The sequence below is a fragment of the Pseudomonas sp. H1_D05 genome (genome assembly GCF_054682705.1).
Genome location: NZ_CP162825.1, coordinates 2,121,918 through 2,143,989 on the forward strand (window position 1 = coordinate 2,121,918; position 22,072 = coordinate 2,143,989).

20 protein-coding genes are annotated in these 22,072 nt (G+C 59.3%); 6 read left to right on the forward strand and 14 right to left on the reverse strand.

Translation table 11 applies throughout. The annotated features are described in order from the left end of the window. Positions 1-97: 97 nt before the first annotated feature. From AB4O11_RS09640 to AB4O11_RS09695, 12 genes are all read right to left on the reverse strand, one after another. Positions 98-724 carry a class I SAM-dependent methyltransferase gene (locus tag AB4O11_RS09640; RefSeq protein ID WP_099757702.1) on the reverse strand — a complete coding sequence of 209 codons (627 nt, stop codon included), beginning with the start codon at positions 722-724 and terminating at the stop codon, positions 98-100. Positions 725-893: 169 nt separating this feature from the next. Next, a complete protein-coding gene (locus AB4O11_RS09645) occupies positions 894-1,538 on the reverse strand; it encodes a methionine ABC transporter permease (RefSeq protein ID WP_034151854.1) in 645 nt (214 codons plus the stop codon). Then, the gene (locus AB4O11_RS09650) at positions 1,528-2,649 is read right to left on the reverse strand and encodes a methionine ABC transporter ATP-binding protein (RefSeq protein ID WP_460130520.1); all 1,122 of its coding nucleotides are present in this window, start codon (positions 2,647-2,649) and stop codon (positions 1,528-1,530) included. The genes AB4O11_RS09645 and AB4O11_RS09650 overlap by 11 nt, the downstream gene beginning before the upstream one ends. A 2-nt stretch (positions 2,650-2,651) precedes the next feature. Further along, positions 2,652-3,461, reverse strand: coding sequence for a MetQ/NlpA family ABC transporter substrate-binding protein (locus AB4O11_RS09655; protein WP_460089478.1), 810 nt, complete (start codon positions 3,459-3,461; stop codon positions 2,652-2,654). Positions 3,462-3,580: 119 nt separating this feature from the next. Beyond that, positions 3,581-4,939, reverse strand: a complete 1,359-nt coding sequence (locus AB4O11_RS09660) for an LLM class flavin-dependent oxidoreductase (protein WP_460130522.1) — start codon at positions 4,937-4,939, stop codon at positions 3,581-3,583. Beyond that, the gene (locus tag AB4O11_RS09665) at positions 4,939-6,132 is read right to left on the reverse strand and encodes an SfnB family sulfur acquisition oxidoreductase (protein WP_460130524.1); all 1,194 of its coding nucleotides are present in this window, start codon (positions 6,130-6,132) and stop codon (positions 4,939-4,941) included. Before AB4O11_RS09665 ends, AB4O11_RS09660 begins: the two co-directional genes overlap by 1 nt. A 25-nt stretch (positions 6,133-6,157) precedes the next feature. After that, the gene (locus AB4O11_RS09670; RefSeq protein WP_186620769.1) at positions 6,158-7,399 is read right to left on the reverse strand and encodes an SfnB family sulfur acquisition oxidoreductase; all 1,242 of its coding nucleotides are present in this window, start codon (positions 7,397-7,399) and stop codon (positions 6,158-6,160) included. A gap of 290 nt (positions 7,400-7,689) precedes the next feature. Beyond that, entirely contained in the window at positions 7,690-8,454 is a 765-nt protein-coding gene (locus AB4O11_RS09675) for a hypothetical protein (protein WP_186620768.1), read from the reverse strand. 470 nt (positions 8,455-8,924) lie between these two features. After that, positions 8,925-9,674 (reverse strand): L-cystine ABC transporter ATP-binding protein TcyN, encoded by a 750-nt coding sequence (gene tcyN, locus AB4O11_RS09680; protein WP_093440573.1) that lies wholly within the window; start codon positions 9,672-9,674, stop codon positions 8,925-8,927. Between the two features lie 4 nt (positions 9,675-9,678). Continuing rightward, positions 9,679-10,344: a cystine ABC transporter permease gene (gene tcyL, locus AB4O11_RS09685; RefSeq protein ID WP_175559671.1), complete on the reverse strand. Its 666-nt coding sequence runs from the start codon at positions 10,342-10,344 to the stop codon at positions 9,679-9,681. 50 nt (positions 10,345-10,394) lie between these two features. Next, positions 10,395-11,195 carry a cystine ABC transporter substrate-binding protein gene (gene tcyJ, locus AB4O11_RS09690; protein ID WP_093440581.1) on the reverse strand — a complete coding sequence of 267 codons (801 nt, stop codon included), beginning with the start codon at positions 11,193-11,195 and terminating at the stop codon, positions 10,395-10,397. 273 nt (positions 11,196-11,468) lie between these two features. Next, the gene (locus AB4O11_RS09695; RefSeq protein WP_320336006.1) at positions 11,469-12,461 is read right to left on the reverse strand and encodes a D-cysteine desulfhydrase; all 993 of its coding nucleotides are present in this window, start codon (positions 12,459-12,461) and stop codon (positions 11,469-11,471) included. A gap of 190 nt (positions 12,462-12,651) precedes the next feature. Between AB4O11_RS09695 and epsC the strand changes: the two genes are divergently transcribed. Both epsC and betT read left to right on the forward strand, forming a co-directional pair. Further along, a complete protein-coding gene (gene epsC, locus AB4O11_RS09700) occupies positions 12,652-13,578 on the forward strand; it encodes a serine O-acetyltransferase EpsC (protein WP_460130527.1) in 927 nt (308 codons plus the stop codon). Between the two features lie 400 nt (positions 13,579-13,978). Beyond that, complete coding sequence (betT, locus tag AB4O11_RS09705) at positions 13,979-15,940, forward strand: choline transporter BetT (protein WP_163030199.1); 1,962 nt, start codon at positions 13,979-13,981, stop codon at positions 15,938-15,940. Positions 15,941-15,964: 24 nt separating this feature from the next. Here the strand turns inward: betT and AB4O11_RS09710 are convergent, their stop codons facing one another. Next, on the reverse strand, positions 15,965-16,225 hold the full coding sequence (locus AB4O11_RS09710) for a hypothetical protein (RefSeq protein WP_093440654.1): 261 nt from the start codon (positions 16,223-16,225) through the stop codon (positions 15,965-15,967). Between the two features lie 365 nt (positions 16,226-16,590). On the opposite strand from AB4O11_RS09710, the gene AB4O11_RS09715 reads away from it, so the two are divergent. Next, positions 16,591-16,773: a type II toxin-antitoxin system HicA family toxin gene (locus tag AB4O11_RS09715; protein ID WP_460130528.1), complete on the forward strand. Its 183-nt coding sequence runs from the start codon at positions 16,591-16,593 to the stop codon at positions 16,771-16,773. Next, positions 16,770-17,234, forward strand: coding sequence for a type II toxin-antitoxin system HicB family antitoxin (locus AB4O11_RS09720; RefSeq protein WP_371748262.1), 465 nt, complete (start codon positions 16,770-16,772; stop codon positions 17,232-17,234). Before AB4O11_RS09715 ends, AB4O11_RS09720 begins: the two co-directional genes overlap by 4 nt. 5 nt (positions 17,235-17,239) lie before the next feature. Here AB4O11_RS09720 and AB4O11_RS09725 read toward each other — a convergent pair whose 3' ends face one another. Next, complete coding sequence (locus AB4O11_RS09725) at positions 17,240-18,277, reverse strand: LacI family DNA-binding transcriptional regulator (RefSeq protein WP_116256381.1); 1,038 nt, start codon at positions 18,275-18,277, stop codon at positions 17,240-17,242. A 205-nt stretch (positions 18,278-18,482) separates the two neighbouring features. On the opposite strand from AB4O11_RS09725, the gene AB4O11_RS09730 reads away from it, so the two are divergent. Next, the gene (locus AB4O11_RS09730) at positions 18,483-20,708 is read left to right on the forward strand and encodes a TonB-dependent receptor (protein ID WP_460130530.1); all 2,226 of its coding nucleotides are present in this window, start codon (positions 18,483-18,485) and stop codon (positions 20,706-20,708) included. A 1-nt stretch (position 20,709) separates the two neighbouring features. Further along, complete coding sequence (locus tag AB4O11_RS09735) at positions 20,710-22,029, forward strand: LLM class flavin-dependent oxidoreductase (RefSeq protein ID WP_460130531.1); 1,320 nt, start codon at positions 20,710-20,712, stop codon at positions 22,027-22,029. Positions 22,030-22,072 lie beyond the last annotated feature (43 nt).

A 22,072-nucleotide genomic window follows, 5' to 3' on the forward strand; every position in this document is an offset into this window, starting at 1 on the left:
GGTTCAGCGAAGTTCGATCAAGTCGGTGTACTTCTACAATCTCCCCCAATCTGCTCTGGGAGAGGGCTGGGGGTGAGGGACTTGTCTCTGACTCGACTCAAGCCTTACGCCAAACGCTGGCCAACCAAGGCTGCTGCTCACGCGGCAGCCCGGCCGGCCGATAGTAATGCTCAAGCTCGACAAACCCTGCCGCCGTCAGCAACTCCTGCCACGCCTCAAGATCGTGATACGAGCCATAGCGCGGCCCGTTCCAGCCCTCACGGTTATCCCCGCGTGGATTCGAGCTGAAGAGCACACCACCGGGCTTCAGGGCGCCATGCAATTGCTTGAGCACCCGTGGCAATTCCTGCAAAGGCACATGAAACAACACCGCGTTGGCGAAGATGCCGTCGAAGCGTTCGGCCGGCAGATCCAGCTTCAGAAAGTCCTGTTGCAGCACCTCGCAGCCACTGTCTTCACGGGCCATTCGCGCAAACTCTTGAGAGCCGTCGAGCCCTACAGCGACATGCCCCATGCGCGTAAACGTTTGCAGATCCCGCCCTGGGCCGCAGCCAAAATCCAGAATCGTGAATGGCGCCGTGCCCTGAATATGCCGCAGCAACGCATCGATGTTCTGGCTGACATCGTGATCGCGGGTGCCTTCGCGGAAGTCTTCGGCCACTGAGTTGTAATGGCCGAGGGTGGTGGCGGTGATCTGTTCGAGATCGGTGGGGGTCTGCTTCATGGTCGAGGGCTGCACGGGCAAAGGAGATTTGCCGAATATACGCCATCGGGTTCGGGGCTGCTGCGCAGCCATTCGCGAGCAGGCTCGCTCCCACAGTGGAACGCATTCCAAATGTGGGAAGCCTGCTCGCGATAACGGTTGTGAAGGCGCCGCATGAGCTCGGCCAGACTCAGCGCTTGTTCAACCCCCGCGCCAAGCGATCCCCACCCAACTGAATCACCGCGACCAACGCCACCAGCAACACAATCACCGTCAACATGATCTGGCTGTCAAAGCGCTGATAGCCGTAGCGATAAGCGATATCCCCCAAGCCACCGGCACCAATCGCCCCGGCCATGGCCGAGGAGTTGATCATCGTCACCAGCGTAATCGTGAACCCGCCGACAATCCCCGGCAGCGCCTCGGGCAATAGCACATGCCAGACAATGTGCCAACGTCGGCAACCCATCGCCTGCGCGGCTTCGATCAAACCATGATCGACCTCACGCAGGCTCACTTCGGCAATCCGCGCAAAAAACGGCGTCGCCGCAATCGTCAGCGGCACCACGGCCGCCCACACTCCGTACGTGGTGCCGACAATCAACCGGGTAAACGGAATCAGCGCGACCATCAGAATCAGAAACGGGATCGAGCGGAACAGGTTCACGAACGCGCCCAAGGCACGATTCAGCACCGGCGCCTCGTAGATGCCGCCCTTGTCGCTGGTGACCAGGATCACCGCCATGGGAATCCCCACCAGCAAGGCGATCAGCGACGACACGCCGACCATCAGAAACGTGTCGATAAAACCCTGCAACAAGCGATCAAACCACATAACCCAATACCTCCACCCGTTGCGCCCAAGGCGTGGCGCGCTCGCGCAGTTGCTCGGCGCTGAACGAAGAGCCGCTCACCGCTAGCAATAGTTGCCCCAGCGCATGCCCCTGAATCCGTTCGACGCCGCCCTGAAGCAGCTTCACCCGGCCACCCAATGCCGCGAACAGTGCCGCCAGATCCGGCTCGTCACTGGCGCTGCCGGTGAACTGCAAACGCAGCACCACAGCGGCATCGGAGGACGGCGCTTGAGCCTGCAAACGACTCTGCAGTTCTTCCGGCAACGCGTGTTGCAGCGGCGCGAGCATGGTCTGGCTGACCTCGTGCTGCGGATTGCCGAACACTTCCCAGACCGGGCCTTGCTCGACCACCCGCCCGTGCTCAAGCACGACAACGCGGTCGCAGATTTCGCGAATCACAGCCATCTCATGGGTAATCAATACGATGGTCAGGCCCAGGCGTTGGTTGATCTCGCGCAGCAGGCCGAGGATCGACTGCGTGGTTTCCGGATCAAGGGCTGAAGTCGCTTCGTCGCAGAGCAAAATATCCGGGTCGTGCACCAGCGCACGGGCGATGCCGACACGCTGTTTCTGCCCACCGGAAAGCTGCGCCGGATAAGCCTTGTGCTTGCTTTGCAGACCGACCAGTTCGAGCAATTCGCGGACTTTTTTGTCGCGCTGCTCTTTTGGCACGCCCGCGACTTTCAGCGGCAATTCGACGTTCTGCCAAACGGTCTTGGCCGACATCAGATTGAAGTGCTGGAAGATCATGCCGATGCGCCGGCGCAAAGCAACGAGACGGTCTTCATCGAATTCGCCGATGTCGACCTGATCGATCAGCACGCGCCCGGACGTCGGCTGTTCCAAACGATTGATCGTCCGAATCAGCGACGACTTGCCGGCGCCGCTACGGCCGATGATGCCGAACACTTCACCGCGCTGGATCGCCAGATCAATGCCCTGCAAAGCCGCGACCGGGCCTTGCCGGCCGTTGTAGGTTTTGCCCAGACCGATGAAGCGTACGTGGGCGCGATTCAGCTCAGGGTGCAGCTCGGTTTTTTCAGCATGGTGTGGCTCTGGAATCTCCAGTCGCCGTTGGATCGCGGCCGTCATGCTCAGCTTTCCCAACCGGCTTGATAGAGCTTGCCGTGGGCTTTATCCAGCGCCGCGCGAACAACCGGCGAATGCTGGTAAATGTCGACGAATTTGATCAGGCGCGGGTCGGTTTTGCTTTTCGGCTGGATGACGAACTGGATCACGTATTCCTTGTGGTCGAGGCCGTCGAACAGCAGCGCCGAACCGGCATCGAAAGTCTTCGCCAGACGAATGTAGGCCGGGTAGCCCTGGACCAGATCGGCGTCGTCATAGGCGCGTACCAATTGCACGGCTTCGACTTGGAGGATTTTGATTTTCTTCGGGTTGGCGACGATATCGTCTTCAGTAGCCTTGTAGCCGACGCCCGGCTTCAGCGTGATCAAACCGGCCTTGGCCAGCAATTGCAAACCACGGCCGCTGTTGATCGGGTCGTTGGCGATGGCGACGCTGGCGCCTTCGGGCAACTCATCGAAGCTTTTGTATTTTTTCGAGTAGAGACCGACGTTGTTGATGATCCCCGGGGCGAACGGCACCAGATCAAAACCCGAGGCGGCTTTGGCGTTTTCGAGGAACGGAATGTGCTGGAAGTAGTTCACGTCGATGTCGCCGGCGGCGAGGCTGACGTTAGGCGCGATCCAGTCGGTGAACTCCACAAGTTCGACTTTCAGGCCTTGTCTGGAGGCCTCTTCGACGGCAGCTTCCAGCGGAATGGCGAAGGCGGCGGTGGTGCCGATTTTCAGTGGGGCGTCGGCGGCGAACAGCGCCGAGCTGAACAGGCCGAAGGCCAGGGCCAGTGCTTTGACTGGGTGGGACAGGATTTTCTGGGTCATGATGGTTTTTCCAGTCAGTGCATAAGATTTGTGGTGTCTGGTCGGGCCTCTTCGCGAGCAAGCTCGCTCCCACAGGGAAATGCATTCCAAATGTGGGAGCGAGCTTGCTCGCGAAGCTTTTAATGCCGGTACGAAGAGCCGGTGTGTTGCTCCGGTAGCTGCGCCGCGCCGTGAAACAGCTTCTCGCGCAAGCTGCCACTGTCGTACGCGGTCTTGTACGACCCGCGCCGTTGTAACTCCGGAATTACCATCTCAATGAAATCGACATAGCTTTCCGGCGTGACAATGCGGGTCAGGTTGAACCCATCCAGGCCGGTCTCGGCGATCCACGATTCCAGCTCATCCGCCACTTGCTCAGCCGAACCGACCACGGTGATGTAGCGGCCACCGAGGGCGTGCTGGTCGAGCAATTTGCGCCGGGTCCAGTCGTTGTTCTGCAGGTTCTTGGTGGCCGACTGAATGGCGTTGCTCTTCACGTACTGGATCGGTTCGTCGATCTCGTATTGGGAAAAGTCGATGCCGGTGGAGGCGGAAAAATGCGCCACGCCGGCTTCGGCGCTGGCGTAGCTCAGATACTCGGCGTGCTTGGCCCACGCGGCTTCTTCGGTCTCGCCGACAATCACGTTAAGGCCCATGAACACCTTGATGTCTTCAGGATTACGCCCGGCTTCCACGGCGCTGGCGCGAACCTTGTCGACCTGAACCTTGGTCGATGGCTTGTTCTGACCGCTGATGAATACGCACTCGGCGTGACGCCCGGCGAACAGCAAACCGCGCTCAGAACTGCCGGCCTGAAACAGCACTGGTGTGCGTTGTGGCGAAGGTTCGCAGAGGTGATAACCCTCGACCTGATAGAACTCGCCCTTGTGCTCGACCTTGTGCACTTTTTCCGGGTTGGCGTAGATCCGCTGCTCACGGTTATTCAGTACCGCGCCGTTTTCCCAACTGCCTTCCCAGAGTTTGTAGAGCACCTCCAGGTACTCGTCGGCCTGGTCATAACGACGGTCATGCTCGACCTGCTCGCTCAGTCCCATGGCTTTCGCGGCGCTGTCGAGATAGCCGGTAACAATGTTCCAGCCCACTCGACCACGGCTCAAATGATCGAGCGTCGACATGCGCCGGGCGAACAGATACGGCGGTTCGTAGGTGAGGTTGGCGGTCAGGCCGAAACCGAGGTTTTTGGTCACGGCAGCCATCGCTGAAACCAGCAATAACGGATCGTTGACCGGCAACTGGATCGACTCTTTCAACGTCACGTCCACGGAGTTCTGATAGACGTCATACACGCCGACGATGTCAGCGATAAACAACCCGTCGAACAGTCCACGCTCCAGCAGTCGCGCCAGTTCGGTCCAGTATTCAATGGTGTTGTAGCGCGTCGAGGTGTCGCGCGGATGCGTCCACAGGCCATGGTTGATGTGGCCGATGCAGTTCATGTTGAACGCATTGAGCAGGATCTTCTTTTTCACGGCGCTCATCAGATCGTCCCTCGCAATGGAGGGTTTTCATCGTTGAGGTAGTAGTTGCCCACCGCGTGGTATTTCCAGCGCACCGGGTCGTGCAAGGTGTGCACGCGGGCGTTGCGCCAGTGGCGGTCGAGGCCGTGTTCGATCAGGGTCGCCTGGCTGCCGGCCAGTTCGAATAGCGTGCTGCCGGCGGCCAAAGAGATTTCAGTGCTGATCGCCCGTGCTTCGGCGACGGCAATCGAAGCGGCAGCGACGGTTTCTGCACGGGTCTCGGCTTGCGCAGCGTCGAGGAATTCGCCGGCACGTTCGAGCAAGGCTTCGGTAGCGTGCAGGCGAATGCTCAAGTGGCCGAAGCTTTTCAGCGTCAATGGATCTTCAGTGGCTTTGTCGTTGCCGGAGTCGATCCACGGCCGCGTCTTGCTGCGCACAAAGTGCAGGGCGTCTTCGTAAGCGGCGCGGGCGATGCCGGTGTCGATGGCGGCGTGAAGGATCTGCGCCAGCGGGCCGACGGTGGTTGGACGTTCAAAGGCGCTTTGAAATGGCAACACGTCTTCAGCCGCGACGTACACGTCTTCGAACACCACCGAACCGCTGCCGGTGGTGCGCTGGCCGAAGCCGCTCCAGTCGTCGATCACGGTCAGGCCTTTGCTGTCGCGGGGGACGAAGGCCAGTTGCTGTACACCGTTTTCATCCACCACAGAAGTGGGAATGCGCTGTGCGTAAATCGCGCCGGTCGCATAGAACTTGCGGCCGTTGATGCGATAGCCGTCACCGTCGCGTTTGAGACTGGTGACGCGATCGTGGGCCGTTTTGGTGCCCAGTTCTGCCAAGGCATTGCCGAAGCGTTGGCCAGCGAGCACTTCGGCGTACAGCCGTTGTTTTTGCGCGTGGCTGCCGTTTACGCGCAGCACTTCCAGTGCGTAGAAATGGTTCTGCGGAATCTGCCCAAGCGAGCCGTCAGCCTGAGCGATCAGGGCAATGACTTGGGCCAGAGTTACGTTGGACACGCCAGCGCCGCCGTATTCCTTGGGTACGCTGATGCCCCACAGACCCGAGCGGGAAAACACGTCGAGTTCCGGTAATGGCAAGCGACGTTCACGGTCACGCAGGGCGCTGTCGCGTTTGAAATCTTCGGCCAGGTCGCTGGCGACGATCAGGGCTTGCTCATCGCTGGTGATGACCGCGACGTGATGGGAAAAAGTCATAGGTTTCTCCAGATGTCTGGTCGTCTCAGATCCAGGAATGGCGAGCAGGCAAAGTGCCGTTGAGGCGATAGGCGCCGACCACGTGATATTTCCAGCGCACCGGGTCATGCAGGGTGTGCACGCGGGCGTTGCGCCAGTGGCGGTCGAGGTTGAATTCGGCGAGGGTGGCGCGGCTGCCGGCCAGTTCGAAAAGCTTTTCGCTGGCGAGCAAGGAAATCTCGGTGGTCAGCACTTTCGCTTCGGCCACGGCGATCGAAGCGCGGGCGGCAGATTCGGCAGTGAGCGGCGCAGCGTGTACTTGATCGAGAACCTGCCCGGCCTTGCGCAGCAGCGCTTCGGCGGCGTGCAGTTCGATTTTCAGTTTGCCGATATCGGCGATCACATAAAGATCATCGCTGGCGCGATCAACCTTGGCGTCGATCCACGGCCGTGCGCGGGTTTTGATGAACTCAATGGCGTCATCAATGGCGCCACGGGCGATGCCGGCGTCGATCGCGGCTTGAATCAGCTGCGACACCGCGCCTTGGGTGTTCGGGGTTTCGTTGATCTTCCAGTTGTCGACCACCAGGCTCGACTCGACGCGCACGTTGTTCAGCAGAATCGTACCGCTGGCGGTGGTGCGCTGACCGAAGCCCGACCAGTCATCAACGATGCGCAAACCCGGTGTGCCGCGACGAACGAAGGCCAGCACTTGCTTGCCGTCATCGTTGAGCGCCTTGACCGCGACCCAATGCGCAAACAGCGCGCCGGTGGAGTAAAACTTCTGGCCATTGATCACGAAATCATCGCCATCAGCGGTGATCCGCGCTTTCAGTTCCAAGGTGTTTTTGGTGCCGCGCTCAGGACCGGCGTTGCCGATGCGCCAGCCTTCCAGAACGCTCTGGAATAGCTGTTGTTTCTGCGCTTCGGTGGCGCTGCCGAGTACCAGATTGATGATGCCGAACTGGTTCTGCGGGATCTGCCCCAACGCCGGGTCGGCCGCGGAGATGATCGCGAACACTTCGGCCAGAGTGACGAATGAAACCTGCGGGCCACCGTATTCGCGCGGGATGGCGATGCTGCCTAATCCGCTGCGGGTGAACTGTTCGATTTCCGACCACGGCAGCTTGCGCTGACGGTCGCGTTTGGCCGCCTGCACGCGGGCGACTTGCGCCAGTTCATGGGCGGCCTCGATGGCTTGGGCGTCGTTGCGCAAGACCTGCGCAGGCAACAACAACGGGGCGATGTCCAGATCAGACTGGACGTTTGCATTTGCCAGACTGGACATCAGTGCCGCTCCTTGGCTGCACGCAATGCCCTGGCGATCTGCACTGGGGTGATTGTGTTCCGGACCATACTACCTACCTCACATCTCATGAAAAACGCCGCAAAAGTGCGGCGAACGAATGAATGTCCGGTGGTCCGGTTTATATACCCTAAACGTGTATAAATATTAAATAAACTAACTTTTAGGAATATGCATAGAAGAGGTGATGGTCGGGTTGGTTAAGAATTTTTTTGCGGCTGGAATGATCCGGTGGCGAGGGCGCTTGCTCTCTCGCCACAGGGGCATTGTGTTCAGGGCTTGCGGGATTCGGCGGCTTTGAGTTCGGGCCTGAGCGGGACTTTCAGATAAGGATTTGCGCAGCCGATTTTCAAGGTGCGGGGCGGTGCCCAGCGGGAGTTGTTGCCGACCCGATCGAGAATGCAATACGTCACGTCCAGGCGCAGATCCTCGCCTGCTTCGACGATCACCGACGGCGGTACCCAGACTCGAATCGGCAAGCCGATATCTGCGGCGGTGACCGGTGCCAGATCCATGCGCACGTCACCCCAGCGCAAGGTGATCGCGTCATCCTCGGCCATGTTCAGATACGGCTCGATGGTCAGCGGCACACCGCGTTTGATCTGGTTCGGATTGACGCCCTGACGGCGTATGGCGTCGGGGATGGTCACCGGGGCCAGTTGCTGATTTTCGTCTGCGCTCAGCGCCGTGGGTTGCCCGCCGGGGCAGTCCAGTTTGACCTGTACGCGCGTCGCCGCCGAAAACGCCGGCCCCTGACCGACCTGCATCACCCGGTAGTGGATGCGCGCGGTGCCGTTGGCGATGAAACTTTCCGGCACTCGCAGGCTGACGGTTGTGCCGACGTCATCCGCCGTCAGCACTTTGGAAGCGACATAGCATTTGTTCCAGAACAGCTCGATGAGATCGCCGCTGTCCATATCAGGGTAGGGCGACACCTCGATCAAGAGGTGTGCGGCGGCAGCCAGATTGATGCCGGTTTTTTGCGCTGGCGCGAGGGTCGGCGCTGCCAGTTCGGGGGTGTGCGAAGTGCGGGTCATCGATTTCTCTCCTTGAAGCCTTGCAGCGAAGTCCGTTTCTGAAAGAACAAAAAGCGTGAATAAACTGGCAATAAAGCTTTGGGCTTTTATTCAAGTTGAAGACGGGGTGGTTGAACTAGTTGATGCCGGTTGCCGACTAGATAAGAGTCTGCGGGATGGGGTGTCAATAGACGATATTAGTTAATCCGTGAATTACGAATTAATCAGAAGTTTCCTACGCCATTGCGGCCATATGCCTAGGTGGTCAGGCGAAATTAACCACGAGGCACAGGGCTTTCCCGGCGTTTTATGCGCGGATTTATTTGAGCACTATCATTTGATGTGGCATGGAAGGAGGCGGGTGTTATCTGTTGCAGAACATATATATGTACTGTTAGGGATATGTTTTGTTTGAGAGGGACTGAAGCAGCTAGATGTTTTATAAAGGGGACTTCCATCCGTGGAAGTTGTCGGTGATGCAATAAAAGTTCTCAGGCGTGATTCAGAAACTTGCTGAGAAACTGTTTAGTACGTTCTTCTTTCGGGTTGGCAAACAATGCCTTCGCTTCACCTTGTTCGACGATCACACCTTTATCGAAAAACACCACACGGTTGGCCACGTCACGAGCAAAACCCATCTCGTGGGTGACGATCACCATGGTGCGTTTTTCTTCAGCCAGGCCACGAATCGTCGCCAGCACTTCGCCGACCAGTTCCGGGTCAAGCGCCGAAGTCGGCTCGTCGAACAGAATCACTTCCGGTTCCATCGCCAGCGCCCGGGCAATCGCTACGCGCTGTTGCTGACCACCCGAAAGACGACGCGGATAAGCGTCTTCCTTACCGGCGAGTCCGACCTTGGCCATCAGCTTTTTGCCCAACGCAATTGCCTCGTCGCGCGGCATCTTCTTGACCACGATCGGGCCTTCGATGACGTTTTCCAGTGCGGTGCGATGGGGGAACAGGTTGAAGTTCTGGAACACGAAGCCCACATGCTGGCGCAGGTTGCGCACGAGACTTTGCTGCTGGTTCAGCGGGCGGCTGGTATCGATTTCGATATCGCCGACCTTGATCCGGCCACTGGTGGGTTGTTCAAGGAAGTTCAGGCAGCGCAGGAACGTCGTTTTCCCCGACCCGCTGGGGCCGATGATCGCGACGACTTCGCCTTCCTTGACCTCGAGGTCGATGCCGTTGAGCACGACCTGACCCTTGAATTGCTTGGTCAGTTTTTCCACGACAATCATGGGGTCAGGACTCCTGGTCGTGCCGATTGACCCGCTCTTCCAGCTTGTTCTGGAAGTGCGAAAGCACCGTGGCCAGAATCCAGTAGATCAGCGCGGCGGCAAGATACATGGTGAAGACTTCGAAAGTCCGGGCGGTTATCAACTGTGCCTGACGGAACAGCTCCGGCACCTGAATGGTGGCGGCCAGTGCCGTGTCCTTGACCAGTGAAATGAAGCTGTTGCCCAGCGGTGGCAACGCCGTGCGCATCGCTTGCGGCAGGATGGCCCGGCGCAGGGTTTGCGCGCGGGTCATGCCGATGCTCGCAGCGGCTTCCCACTGGCCGCGCTCGATCGAACCGATCGCGGCACGGAGGATTTCACAGGCGTACGCGGCCATGTTCAGCGAAAAGCCGATCAGTGCCGCTGGCAGTGGATCAAGCTCTATTCCCAGTTGCGGGAAGCCGTAATAGATCACGAACAGCTGCACCAGTAACGGCGTACCGCGGAAGAACGACACGTAGACGCGGGCCAGCCAGCTGACCGATTTGAAGCGCGACAGGCGCATCAATGCCAGGCCGAAGCCCAGCAGCAGCCCGAAGAACATCCCGCCTAGGCTGAGGATGACCGTGAAATACGCGCCCTTGAACAGGAAGGGCGCGGAGTCCACCAACAGCTGTGTGGTTTCGGCGATTTGCTGGCTCAACTGCGGGAAGTCCAGTCCGAACTGAAAACCTGCTTCCATTATTTAGTGACGTCTGCGTTGAAGTATTTTTTCGACAGCTTCTCAAGGGTGCCGTCGGCACGCAGTTCGTCGAGCGCCTTGTTCAATGCAGCCAGCAACTCAGGCTCGCCTTTACGCAGGGCAATACCGGATTCCTGACGGGAGAAAGCTTCACCGGCAGCGACGGTTTTTGGCGCTTTCTTGGCGTACTCAAGTGCAGCCAGACGATCGATCAGGATGGCGTCGGTGCGGCCGTTGTTCAGGTCGGCGAACTTGGTCGGATCATCGTCGTAAGTACGGACGTCGGCGCCCGGCACGTTGGCGCGGACCCATTGTTCGTAGTTGGTGCCCAGACCTACGCCGACTTTCTTGCCGGACAGGTCATTGGCGGTCTTGATGTTCAACGCGGCTTCCTTGCTCTTCAGCACCAGCGCCTGAATGCCGGAAACGGTGTACGGCTCGGAGAAGTCATACTTCTTCTTGCGCTCTTCGGAGATGGTCACCTGATTGACCACAACGTCCAGACGCTTGGATTCCAGCGCGGCGAGAATGCCGTCCCACTTGGTTGGCTGAATCTTGGCTTTGACGCCGAGTTTTTGCGCCAGCGCTTCGGAGAGTTCGACTTCGAAACCGGACAGCTTGCCGTCGGCATCAACGAAGCTGAACGGTGGGTAAGTGCCTTCCAGGCCGACGTTGATAACGCCTTTGTCCTTGATCTGTTGCAACTGTTCACCGGCCACTGCCTGGCCGATCAGGCCGGCGCTCAGCGCAAGCCCCAGCGAACCCACCAGCAGATTGCGACGTAGTGCGGAAAAATTCATGACAAGCCCCTGTGTTTTCTTATGGAAGACGCTTAAGCAAAGTTGGCGAATGGGTGATTCGGACGACAGCGCTATCCTGCCTTAAAGCAGCTTATGCGTCTCTCGCGAAATTCGCCTGCGGCGAGACTATAAGATGTCTGTGTTAGACTTGAAAATACTTAATATCTGAAATGTTATTCTTTATTGGAATATGTATTGTCTGTGGAAAAAGATCGCCGCCTGCGGCAGCTCCTGCATGAGATCACTTGTAGAAGCTGCCGTTTTGATCTTCTGTTACAGGAAGTCCTTGTAGGCAAACAACGCCGGCGCCCCACCGGTATGCAGGAAGATGATCGGGCCTTCATCAAAGCGCTGACGACCAATCCCGTCGAGTAAACCTGCCATGGCCTTGCCGGTGTACACCGGATCGAGCAACACCGCTTCCTGACTCGCCAGCAGCTTCAGCGCCGCCAGCGTCCCGGCATTCGGCTCGCCATAACGCGGGCCGAAATATTCGTCCCACAACTCGACCTTGAAGCTGGCCGGCAGTTCGACGCCGAGCAGCGCCGCCGTGCGTTCGGCAAGTCCCTGAACCTTCGGCCGCTGATCTTCTTCACTGCGCGAAACCGTCACGCCAATCACCGGCAATTGCGGCAGCACTTCGCTCAACGCCAATGCCAGACCGCTGTGCGTCCCGGCACTGCCCGAGGCCAACACCACGGCGGCGAAATTCAGGCCGGTGTCGTTGATCTGCTCGGCCAGTTCCAGACCGGCGCGCACATAGCCCAACGCACCGAGCGCATTGGAGCCACCAATTGGCACCAGATACGGCTTCTTGCCGTTGCTGCGCAGGCGGGCGGCGAGGGCGGTCAGTTGTTCGTCGGCGTTGTCGAGGTTGTCGACCAGTTCGACCTTGGTATCGAACAGATCCAGCAGCAGGCGGTTGCCGTTGCCGGTGTAATTGCTGTCGTCAGTGCCCAGCGGATTTTCCAGCAGCGCCACACAGCCAAGACCGAGTTTGGCGGCGAGTGCGGCGGTTTGACGAACGTGGTTCGATTGCAGCGCACCGGCGGTAATTAGCGTATCGGCACCTTGCGCCAAGGCATCGGCAGCGAGGTATTCGAGTTTGCGCAATTTGTTGCCGCCCATGGCCAGCGGCGTCAGGTCATCGCGCTTGATGTACACCTCGCGGCCGAGCCAAGTGGACAGGCGTTCGAGTTTTTCCAGGGGCGTCGGGTGGCCGAGCAGGTCGAGACGGTTAAAGCGGTCCAGCTGTTGTTTGATCATGGGTCCGTACTGGCGGAGGAAGATGAAAGGACTATAGGCACGCGCTTTTGCAGGGGCAACCGTGAATCGCTTATAGCCAAATGAACTGAGCCCAGCACTATCGGTTCTTAATTCGCCTTCGCGAGCATGCCGTAAAGTAGGCGCCGTTGACGCGGCCAGACAGTCCGGCCGCCCGTGAGGAGTCTTTACCGTGAGCGAGCGTTCCAGCCATTGGCAATTGCAGACCATCGTCAGTCAACTGCGCAGCGCGCGGGATCAGTGGCGGGCACAGAACGGCCGGGCGTCCGGCGAGCAGGGCGGTCGCGAGTTGCCGTCCCGCGCAGCGATGGCGGAGATTCTTGAAGCATTGTGTGGCGCGTTGTTCCCGATGCGTCTGGGCCCGGTGGATCTGCGCGAAGAGAGTGAAGATTTCTACGTCGGCCACACCCTCGATGTCGCGCTGAATGCGTTGCTGGCGCAGACCCGCCTGGAGCTGCGTTACGTCGCCCGCCATATTGCGCAGGCCGACACCGAAGTCGAAGCACGCGCGATTCAGATCGTGCAGGATTTCGCCCTCGCACTGCCGGGCCTGCGCACGCTGCTCGACACCGATGTGCTGGCGGCCTATCACGGTGATCCGGCGGCACGCAGTGTCGACGAAGTGCTGCTGTGCTACCCGGGGATTCTTGCGGTGATTCACCATCGCCTCGCGCACCATTTGTATCGCGCCGGTTTGCCGTTGCTGGCGCGTATCAGCGCGGAAATCGCCCATTCGGCGACCGGTATCGATATCCATCCGGGTGCGCAGATCGGCCGTAGTTTCTTTATCGATCACGGCACGGGCGTGGTGATCGGCGAGACCGCGATCATTGGTGAGCGCGTGCGGATTTATCAGGCCGTGACCTTGGGTGCCAAGCGCTTCCCGGCGGATGAGGACGGGCAGTTGCAGAAGGGCCATCCGCGCCATCCGATCGTTGAAGATGACGTGGTGATTTATGCCGGGGCGACGATTCTCGGGCGGATCACCATTGGCAAGGGTTCGACCATTGGCGGCAATGTGTGGCTGACGCGGAGTGTGCCGGCGGGGTGCAATTTGACTCAGGCCAATTTGCAGCATGATGACGGGACGCAGAAGTAGGCTCTGAAATTGCGTTGCGGCATCAGGCCTCTTCGCGAGCAGGCTCGCTCCCACACTGGAATGCGTTTCAAATGTGGGAGCGAGCCTGCTCGCGAATGATTTTCAGACCAAATCAAGATAATGGCAATCAGCCAATTCTCCAGTGAACGAATACCCTCAAACCCGCGTCATACCCATCCTTGAGCTAGCGTAGGAAAACTACCGCCTAGCCGTACGATTAGTCCTTGCCACCCTATCCATGTTTAACTTGAACGTTCATTCAAGTTAAACCGGTGGTTCGCTGCCCGCTCACAACAGGAGGCTTGCCTTTGCTGAGTCCGATCATTTCAGCCACGTTTCAACCCTTCGAGGTGCACGTTTCATGAGTGCATCGTCTACCCCCGCCAGCGGTCTGGTACGCATGAATCCGCCGGTGTTCTACTTCGCCGCGACGGTCATTCTGCTGTTTGGTCTCGTTGTCATCGCCATGCCGGAGCAGGCAGGCGCCTGGCTGCTGGAAGCGCAAAACTGGGCGGCCAATACGGTCGGCTGGTACTACATGCTCGCGATGACCCTGTATCTGGTCTTCGTGGTGGTCACCGCCTTATCCGGCTACGGCAAGATAAAACTCGGTGCCGACCACGACGAGCCCGAATTCAGTTACTTGTCATGGGCCGGCATGCTGTTCGCCGCCGGGATCAGCATCACGCTGTTCTTCTTCTGCGTCTCTGAACCGCTGACCCACATGCTCCAACCGCCGCAAGGCGAGGCGGGCACGGCAGACGCGGCACGTCAGGCGATGCAAATTCTGTTTCTGCACTGGGGCCTGCATGGCTGGGGCGTGTTTGCCTTCGTCGGCATGGCGCTGGCGTATTTCGCTTACCGCCACAACCTGCCGCTGGCTCTGCGTTCGGCGCTGTATCCGCTGATCGGCAAACGCATCAACGGCCCGATCGGTTACGCAGTGGACGGCTTCGGCATCATCGCCACGGTGTTCGGTCTGGGCGCCGACATGGGCTTTGGTGTGCTGCACCTCAACTCCGGTCTCGACTACCTGTTCGGCATCGCTCACACCCAGTGGATTCAGGTCGGCCTGATCACGCTGATGATGGGCGCAGCGATCATCGTTGCCGTCTCCGGCGTCGATAAAGGCGTGCGGGTGATGTCCGACATCAACATGCTGCTGGCCTGTGCGCTGCTGCTGTTCGTGTTGTTCGCCGGGCCTACCCAGCACCTGCTCAACACCTTGATCCAGAATCTTGGCGACTACCTCGGCGCCTTGCCGATGAAGAGTTTCGACCTCTACGCCTACGACAAACCGAGCGACTGGCTTGGTGGCTGGACAGTGTTCTACTGGGCCTGGTGGATTGCATGGTCGCCGTTCGTGGGCCTGTTCATCGCACGGATTTCCCGTGGCCGGACCATCCGTGAATTCGTTTTCGGCGTGCTGCTGATTCCGCTCGGTTTCACCCTCGCGTGGATGTCGATTTTCGGCAACAGCGCGCTGGATCAAGTGCTCAATCACGGCATGAGTGCATTGGGCATGTCGGCCATCGACAATCCGTCGATGAGCATTTACCTGCTGCTGGAAACCTACCCATGGAGCAAAACCGTCATCGCTGTGACGGTGTTTATCAGCTTCGTGTTCTTCGTCACGTCTGCCGATTCCGGCACCGTGGTGCTCTCGACGCTGTCGGCCAAGGGCGGTAATCCGGACGAAGACGGACCGAAATGGCTGCGGGTGTTCTGGGGCGCAATGACCGCGTTGATCACCAGTGCGCTGTTGTTCTCCGGCAGTATCGATGCGCTGAAATCAGCGGTAGTGCTGACCTCGTTGCCGTTCTCGTTGATCTTGCTGCTGATGATGTGGGGCTTGCACAAGGCGTTCTATCTGGAGTCGCAGAAGCAGATCGCGCAGTTGCACTCGCTGGCACCGGTCTCCGGTTCACGGCGCGGTACGGGCGGCTGGCGTCAGCGGCTGAGTCAGGCGGTGCACTTCCCGTCGCGTGACGAGGTGTACCGCTTCATGGACACCACGGTACGCCCGGCAATTGAAGAAGTGACGGCGGTGTTCGTTGAAAAAGGCCTCAACGTGGTCACCCAGCCGGATCCGGCGAATGACAGCGTCAGCCTCGAAATCGGCCATGGTGATGCGCATCCGTTCATCTATCAGGTGCAGATGCGCGGCTACTTCACGCCGTCGTTCGCGCGTGGCGGGATGGGCTCGAAGCAGCTCAACAATCGTCGTTACTACCGCGCCGAAGTGCACTTGAGCGAGGGCAGTCAGGACTACGATCTGGTCGGCTACACCAAAGAACAGATCATCAACGACATCCTCGATCAGTACGAACGCCATATGCAGTTCCTGCACTTGGTACGTTGATCGGCGCCTGAGCGCCGGGTCCGCTCAGGATTCGGCGCTCAGCACCATGAACAACACCATCGCCGCCACCGGCACCCCGAACACCGCACTGCCTATGGCTATTTCCGAACCCACGGACTGGCCGGCATGCACCACGCCCACCGCGCCATTGATCACCGTCAACGCCAACCACAGGGCGGCGAAGCCGTAGGCCATGGTCTGGCGGCTGAAGCCGATGCGCTCGCCGATGTAAAGCATCAGAGCGAGCAGGACCAGGCCGAAGAAAATGATGATGGCGGTGTGCATGGCGGGTTCTGCCTGGTGGAGGTGCATTGCCTGAAGGATCGCTTTCGCGAGCAGGCTCGCTCCCACAGGGATTTCATGTACACAGGAAATCCCTGTGGGAGCGAGCCTGCTCGCGAAGGGGCCACCTCGGTGTTCTTTAGAGCATAGCCAGTCCCGCCACATCTCTATTGGACATATTTTGCGACCCTTACAGAGAGTTTGGCCGGCGACATGTTTTTCTTGCTGGCCCAAGCCTGCCGTTGATCTGCCCCATAACCGAGCGATTGTTCAGTGAGCTAATATTTATCCTAGTGTGTATCGTGTGTATCAAAGGCTACTGCGCCCTCTAGAGTAAATGGCTCTAGCTGTCGAACAGGGCAAAGGAAATGCGCAGTCGGGAAATGATCAGGATGATCGAAGACGATGGTTGGTATCTCGTGGCGGTGAAAGGCAGCCACCACCAATACAAGCATCCGCACAAGCCAGGAAGGGTGACGATCAAGCACCCTGATTCGGATCTGCCCAAGGGCACGATCAACAGCATTTTGAAACAGGCGGCCTTGAAATGAGGCCCGTTATTGGAAACGAAGGCCGTTTTATGGGCCTGTCAGAGGAAGGACTCACTCATATGAAATTCCCTGTCGTTCTGCACAAGGATGTCGACTCAGACTACGGAGTGATCATCCCGGATGTCCCGGGTTGTTTCTCCGCAGGCACTACGGTCGCTGAGGCGTTTGAAAATACTCAGGAGGCATTGGCGCTTCACTATGAGGGGTTGGTCGCCGACAACGCGCCGTTACCGCAAGTGCGGGACATTGATGCTCATCTCGATAACCCGGATTACGCGGGAGGGATCTGGGGCGTGGTCGATTTTGATATCACCCCGTATTTCGGCAAGTCAGTGCGTTTTAACGCCACGCTGCCGGAGCAGTTGCTTGAGCGTATTGACCAGACAGTCCGCCGTGACCAGCGCTATCGATCCCGTTCCGGATTTCTCGCGGCGGCCGCCTTGCGCGAACTGTCGGTATAGCGAAGTCAGGTACTTTCGCGTTCGATGACTTGGCACTGCAGCAGGTTCAGACGTTGCACTTCGTCGCTCGGCAACACGCCAAGACTTTCCAATACGCGTGTTGCGGCCAGTACGCCGATCTCCAGCGCCGGCGGTTTGATCGTGCTCAGGCTAGGTAGCAGCATCTCGGCGAACGGGTAATCGCCGAAACCGAGGACGGCGCAGTCCTCGGGGATCTTGAGGCCTGCGCGTTGCCCGGCGAGCAGGCCGCCGGCGGCGAGGTTGTCGTTGGCGAAAATGATTGCGTCGGGGCGCGGTGAGGCATTCATCAGCGCATCCATCGCCTGTTTGCCGGCCTCGAATGGCGCTCGATCGGCGTCAGGGGCGTAGATCCAAGGGTCCAGGCCGGATTCGCGCAAGGTCGCCGCGTAACCGTCGCGGCGTTCCAATGCGCTGAAGTCGCCCGCAGCGCTGTTTTGCACGAAGGCAATGCGTCGGTAGCCTTTTCCCAGCAGATGTTTTGCCGCCTTCACGCCCACTTCAAAATGCGAAAAACCGATCTGCATCGGCTCACGCTCCGGCTGGTAATCCCACGTCTCGATCACCGGAACATCCGCCTCGGCGATCATCTTTTCCGTGCCCGCACTGTGAAAGTGACTGGTCAGCACCAGCGCCGCTGGCGACCAGCCGAGAAACGCACGCACGGCGTTTTCTTCTTGTTCAGTGCTGAAGTAACTCGACGCCAGCAACAGCTGATAGCCATAACGACTGAGCGTATCGCTGAAGCCTTGAATGGTATTGGCGAAGATCGGCCCGGAGATATTCGGGATCACCATGCCGACGATTTTCCCTCGCGCCGAGGCCAGCCCGCCGGCCACCAGATTCGGCACGTAACCCAACTCGGCCACCACCGCCGCAATCCGCTCGCGACGCTCGGGCGAAACCTGCTCAGGTTGGTTGAAATAGCGTGACACGGTGATCGCCGAAACCCCGGCCTCACGCGCCACGGCATTCAGCGTTACACGCCCGGCGCCACGACGTTTGCGGGGTTTTTCTTCGCTCAAGGCTCGATCCTTCTTAAAAACCAAATCGCATATAAAAGTGATTTTTCAGTATTTGACGCTCTATGTGCGGCTTGCCAATACTGTCGATGGTAGCGCTAACAAAGCGCGCTGTCTGCTACTCGCTCGAGCGAATGCCCAAGACACCGATTCAGGCGCTGTCGTCGCAGAACGGCAGCGGTTAAGGGCCAATTTCGAGCGGGCAAACATGCACAACATTCCTGGGGCGACAAACAAACTGGCGCAATCGATCCGCGCCGCCGGCTGGTTATTCACGGGGTTGGCGGCGCTGCCGTTGCCCAACGCATTCGCTGCCGAGAGCAGTGATCAGGAGCCAACACTCAAATCGGTGACAGTCACCGCGACCCGCCGCGAAGAGTCACTGCAAAAAGTGCCGGTCGCAGTGTCGGTGATCGACGGCGAACAACTTGAGCGCGACAACCGCAACGGCGTGGCGAGCATCGTCCAGCAAGTGCCGTCGCTGAACTTCCGCACTGGCGCTTCGAACAAGGACACCTCGTTGTTCGTGCGCGGTGTCGGCACGATTTCCACCTCGCCGGGTGTCGAGCCGACCGTGGCGACGGTGATCGACGGCGTGGTCTACGCGCGTCCCGGGCAATCCACTCTCGACTTGCTGGATCTGGAGCGCGTCGAAGTGCTGCGCGGCCCGCAAGGTACGCTGTTCGGCAAGAACGCCTCGGCCGGTGTACTCAACATCACCAGCAAGGCACCCACCGCCGAGACCCATGGCTACATCGATCAGTCGTACTACAGCGGCAACGAAAGTCGCACCCGTTTCGGCATCGGCGGCAGCCTGATTCCGGACACGTTGAAAGGCTCGATCAGCACGCTGTTCGGCACCTACGACGGCAACGTCGACAACCAGCACAATGGCCAGGAGGTCAACGGCTACAACCATCGCGGCGTGCGCGGCAAACTCGAATTCACCCCGAATGACGACGTCACCTTCACCCTGATCGCCGACTACATGCAGTCCCATGACGACGGCCCCAACGGCGTGGTCAGCAAGTCGCTGACGCCGGCCTTCGCCAACGCGCTGAACCCGGTCAATGCGACTAGCCACAATCGCGATATCAACACCGACACCCGCAGCCATGTCGAGGACACCAACAAGGGCCTGTCCGGCCAGCTCGACTGGCAACTGGGCGATTACACCCTGACGTCGATCACCGCATGGCGCGGTTGGGACAACACCCAGTATCAGGACGGTGACCGTCTCGGTACGGTGACGGCGGCGTTCCCCGGCACGGCGGACAAAGGTGATCTGGCCTTCGATCAATATTCGCAAGAGCTGCGCCTGGCCTCGCCGAAGGGCGAGTTTCTTGAGTACGTCGGCGGCCTGTTCTACATGCACGGCAAGGATGACGAGACCTATCAGCGCACGCTGAACACCACCACGCGCACCGACCGAGGCGTCGCCGATTACAGCACCACCAGCGACAGCTATGCGGTGTTCGGTGAGAGCACGCTGAACTTCACCTCGGATTTTCGTGGCATCGCCGGCCTGCGCTACACCCACGATGAGTTGGAATACGATCACCGCCGCGTCTCGACCTCGTCGACCACCGTCAGCGGCATTCAACCGGCCACCAGCAGTTCCGGTTCAGTGGACGAAGACGGTTGGTCCGGCCGCCTCGGTGTGCAGTACGACTTGAGCGATGCTGTCACTACCTATCTGACCTACTCGCGCGGCTACAAAGGCCCGGCCTACAACGTCTTCTTCAACATGCAGCCGCGCGATACCGAAGCGCTGAAACCGGAGACCTCCAACACCTGGGAAGCGGGCATCAAAGCCACTTCCTGGAACAATCGCCTGACCACCAATCTCGCGGTGTTCCACAGCGATTACGACAACTATCAGGCGAACTTCTTCGACACCGTCGCCGGGCAAGTGGTGACGCGCCTGATCAACGCTGGCAGCGTCAGCACCGAGGGCGTCGAACTCGATTACGCCTTGCAGGCCACCCAGCAATTGAAACTGTCCGGCGCACTCGCCTACACCCGTGCGCGCATCGACGAATTCGCCTGCCCGGCAGGCGCAGCGGCGTCGTGCAACGTCAACGGTAAACCGCTGCCGTTCAGTCCGGACTGGAAAAGCTACGTGCGTGCTGACTACAGCATCCCGCTGGATAACGGCCTGGATATCGAACTCGGCACCGACTATAGCTGGCAGAGCGAAGTGCAGTACGACATCAGCCAGAACGTCGACACCAAGCAGGGCGCCTACGGTCTTTGGAACGCCAGTGTCGCGCTGGCTGATTACAGCAATGGCTGGCGCGTGGCACTGCTGGGCAAAAACCTCACCGACAAGTCGTACTCGCCATTGCTCGCCAGCGGCGGCAATTACATCTATCGCGCCGTGCCACGGGATGACGAGCGCTACTTTGGCGTGCAACTGCGCAAGGATTTCTGAGATGAGCAGACAGTTGAAACTCGGTGCATTCCTTATGGCCACCGGGCACCACGTGGCAGCGTGGCGTCATCCGGATGTGCCGGCGAATGCGGGACTGGATTTCGCCCATTACAAACGGCTGGCGCAGATCGCCGAGGCGGCAAAATTCGATGCGTTGTTTGTCGCCGACAGCGTCGCCGCGCCAACTCAGGACATCGCCAGCCGCATGGCGCGTTCCGATCACTTTGAACCGCTGACCTTGCTCTCGGCCCTTAGTGCGGTGACCGAGCATATCGGCCTGATCGCCACGGCGACCACCAGTTACAACGAGCCGTATCACGTGGCGCGCAAATTTGCTTCGCTCGATCACCTGTCGGGTGGCCGCGCGGGGTGGAATCTGGTGACGTCGGACAATGCTGCCGAAGCGCTGAATTTCGGGCGTGACGAACACATTGGCCACGCCGAACGCTACAGCCGAGCCCGCGAGTTTCATCAGGTGGTGACCGGGCTTTGGGACAGTTGGGAGGACGATGCCTTCTTTCGCGACAAGGCCAGCGGAGCGTATTACGACCCTTCGAAATTGCATGTGCTGGATCACGTTGGTGAACACTTCAGGGTCAAAGGTCCGCTGAACGTTGCGCGTTCGCCGCAGGGGCAACCGGTGATTGTTCAGGCTGGATCTTCGGAAACCGGGCGCGAATTGGCGGCGCAAACCGCTGAAGTGGTGTTCACCGCACAGACTTCGCTGGCCAGTGCCCAAGCGTTTTACGCTGACCTCAAAGCACGTTTGCCCAAGTACGGGCGCAGCGCGGATTCGCTGAAAATCATGCCCGGGGTTTTCGTTGTGGTCGGCCGCACCGAAGCCGAAGCGCGGGAAAAATGTGAAACGTTTCAGCAATTAGTCGAACCCGAGGTTGGCGTCGCCTTGCTTGGGCGTATGCTGGGCAACTTCGATTTGTCGAAGTACCCGCTGGACGGGCCGTTGCCGGAGTTGCCGCTGACCGAAAGCGGTCAGCAGAGCCGGCAGAAATTGCTCACTGAACTGGCGGGCCGGGAGAACCTGAGCCTTGCCGAACTGGGGCGCAAGATTGCTGGCGGACGCGGGCATTACAGCCTGGTCGGTACGCCGGAGCAGATTGCCGATCGTTTGCAGGAATGGTTCGAACAAGGCGCAGCGGACGGTTTCAACGTGCTGGTGCCGCACTTGCCCGGCGGGCTCGAAGACTTCGCCAATGGCGTGGTCCCGGAACTGCAACGGCGCGGGCTGTTCAGAACCGAGTATGAAGGCCGGACCTTGCGCGAGAACCTGGGTCTGGCCCGACCCGGCAATCGATTTGTGTAACACCCTTCGCGAGCTTGCTCGCGAAGCAGTCGACACCCTATTC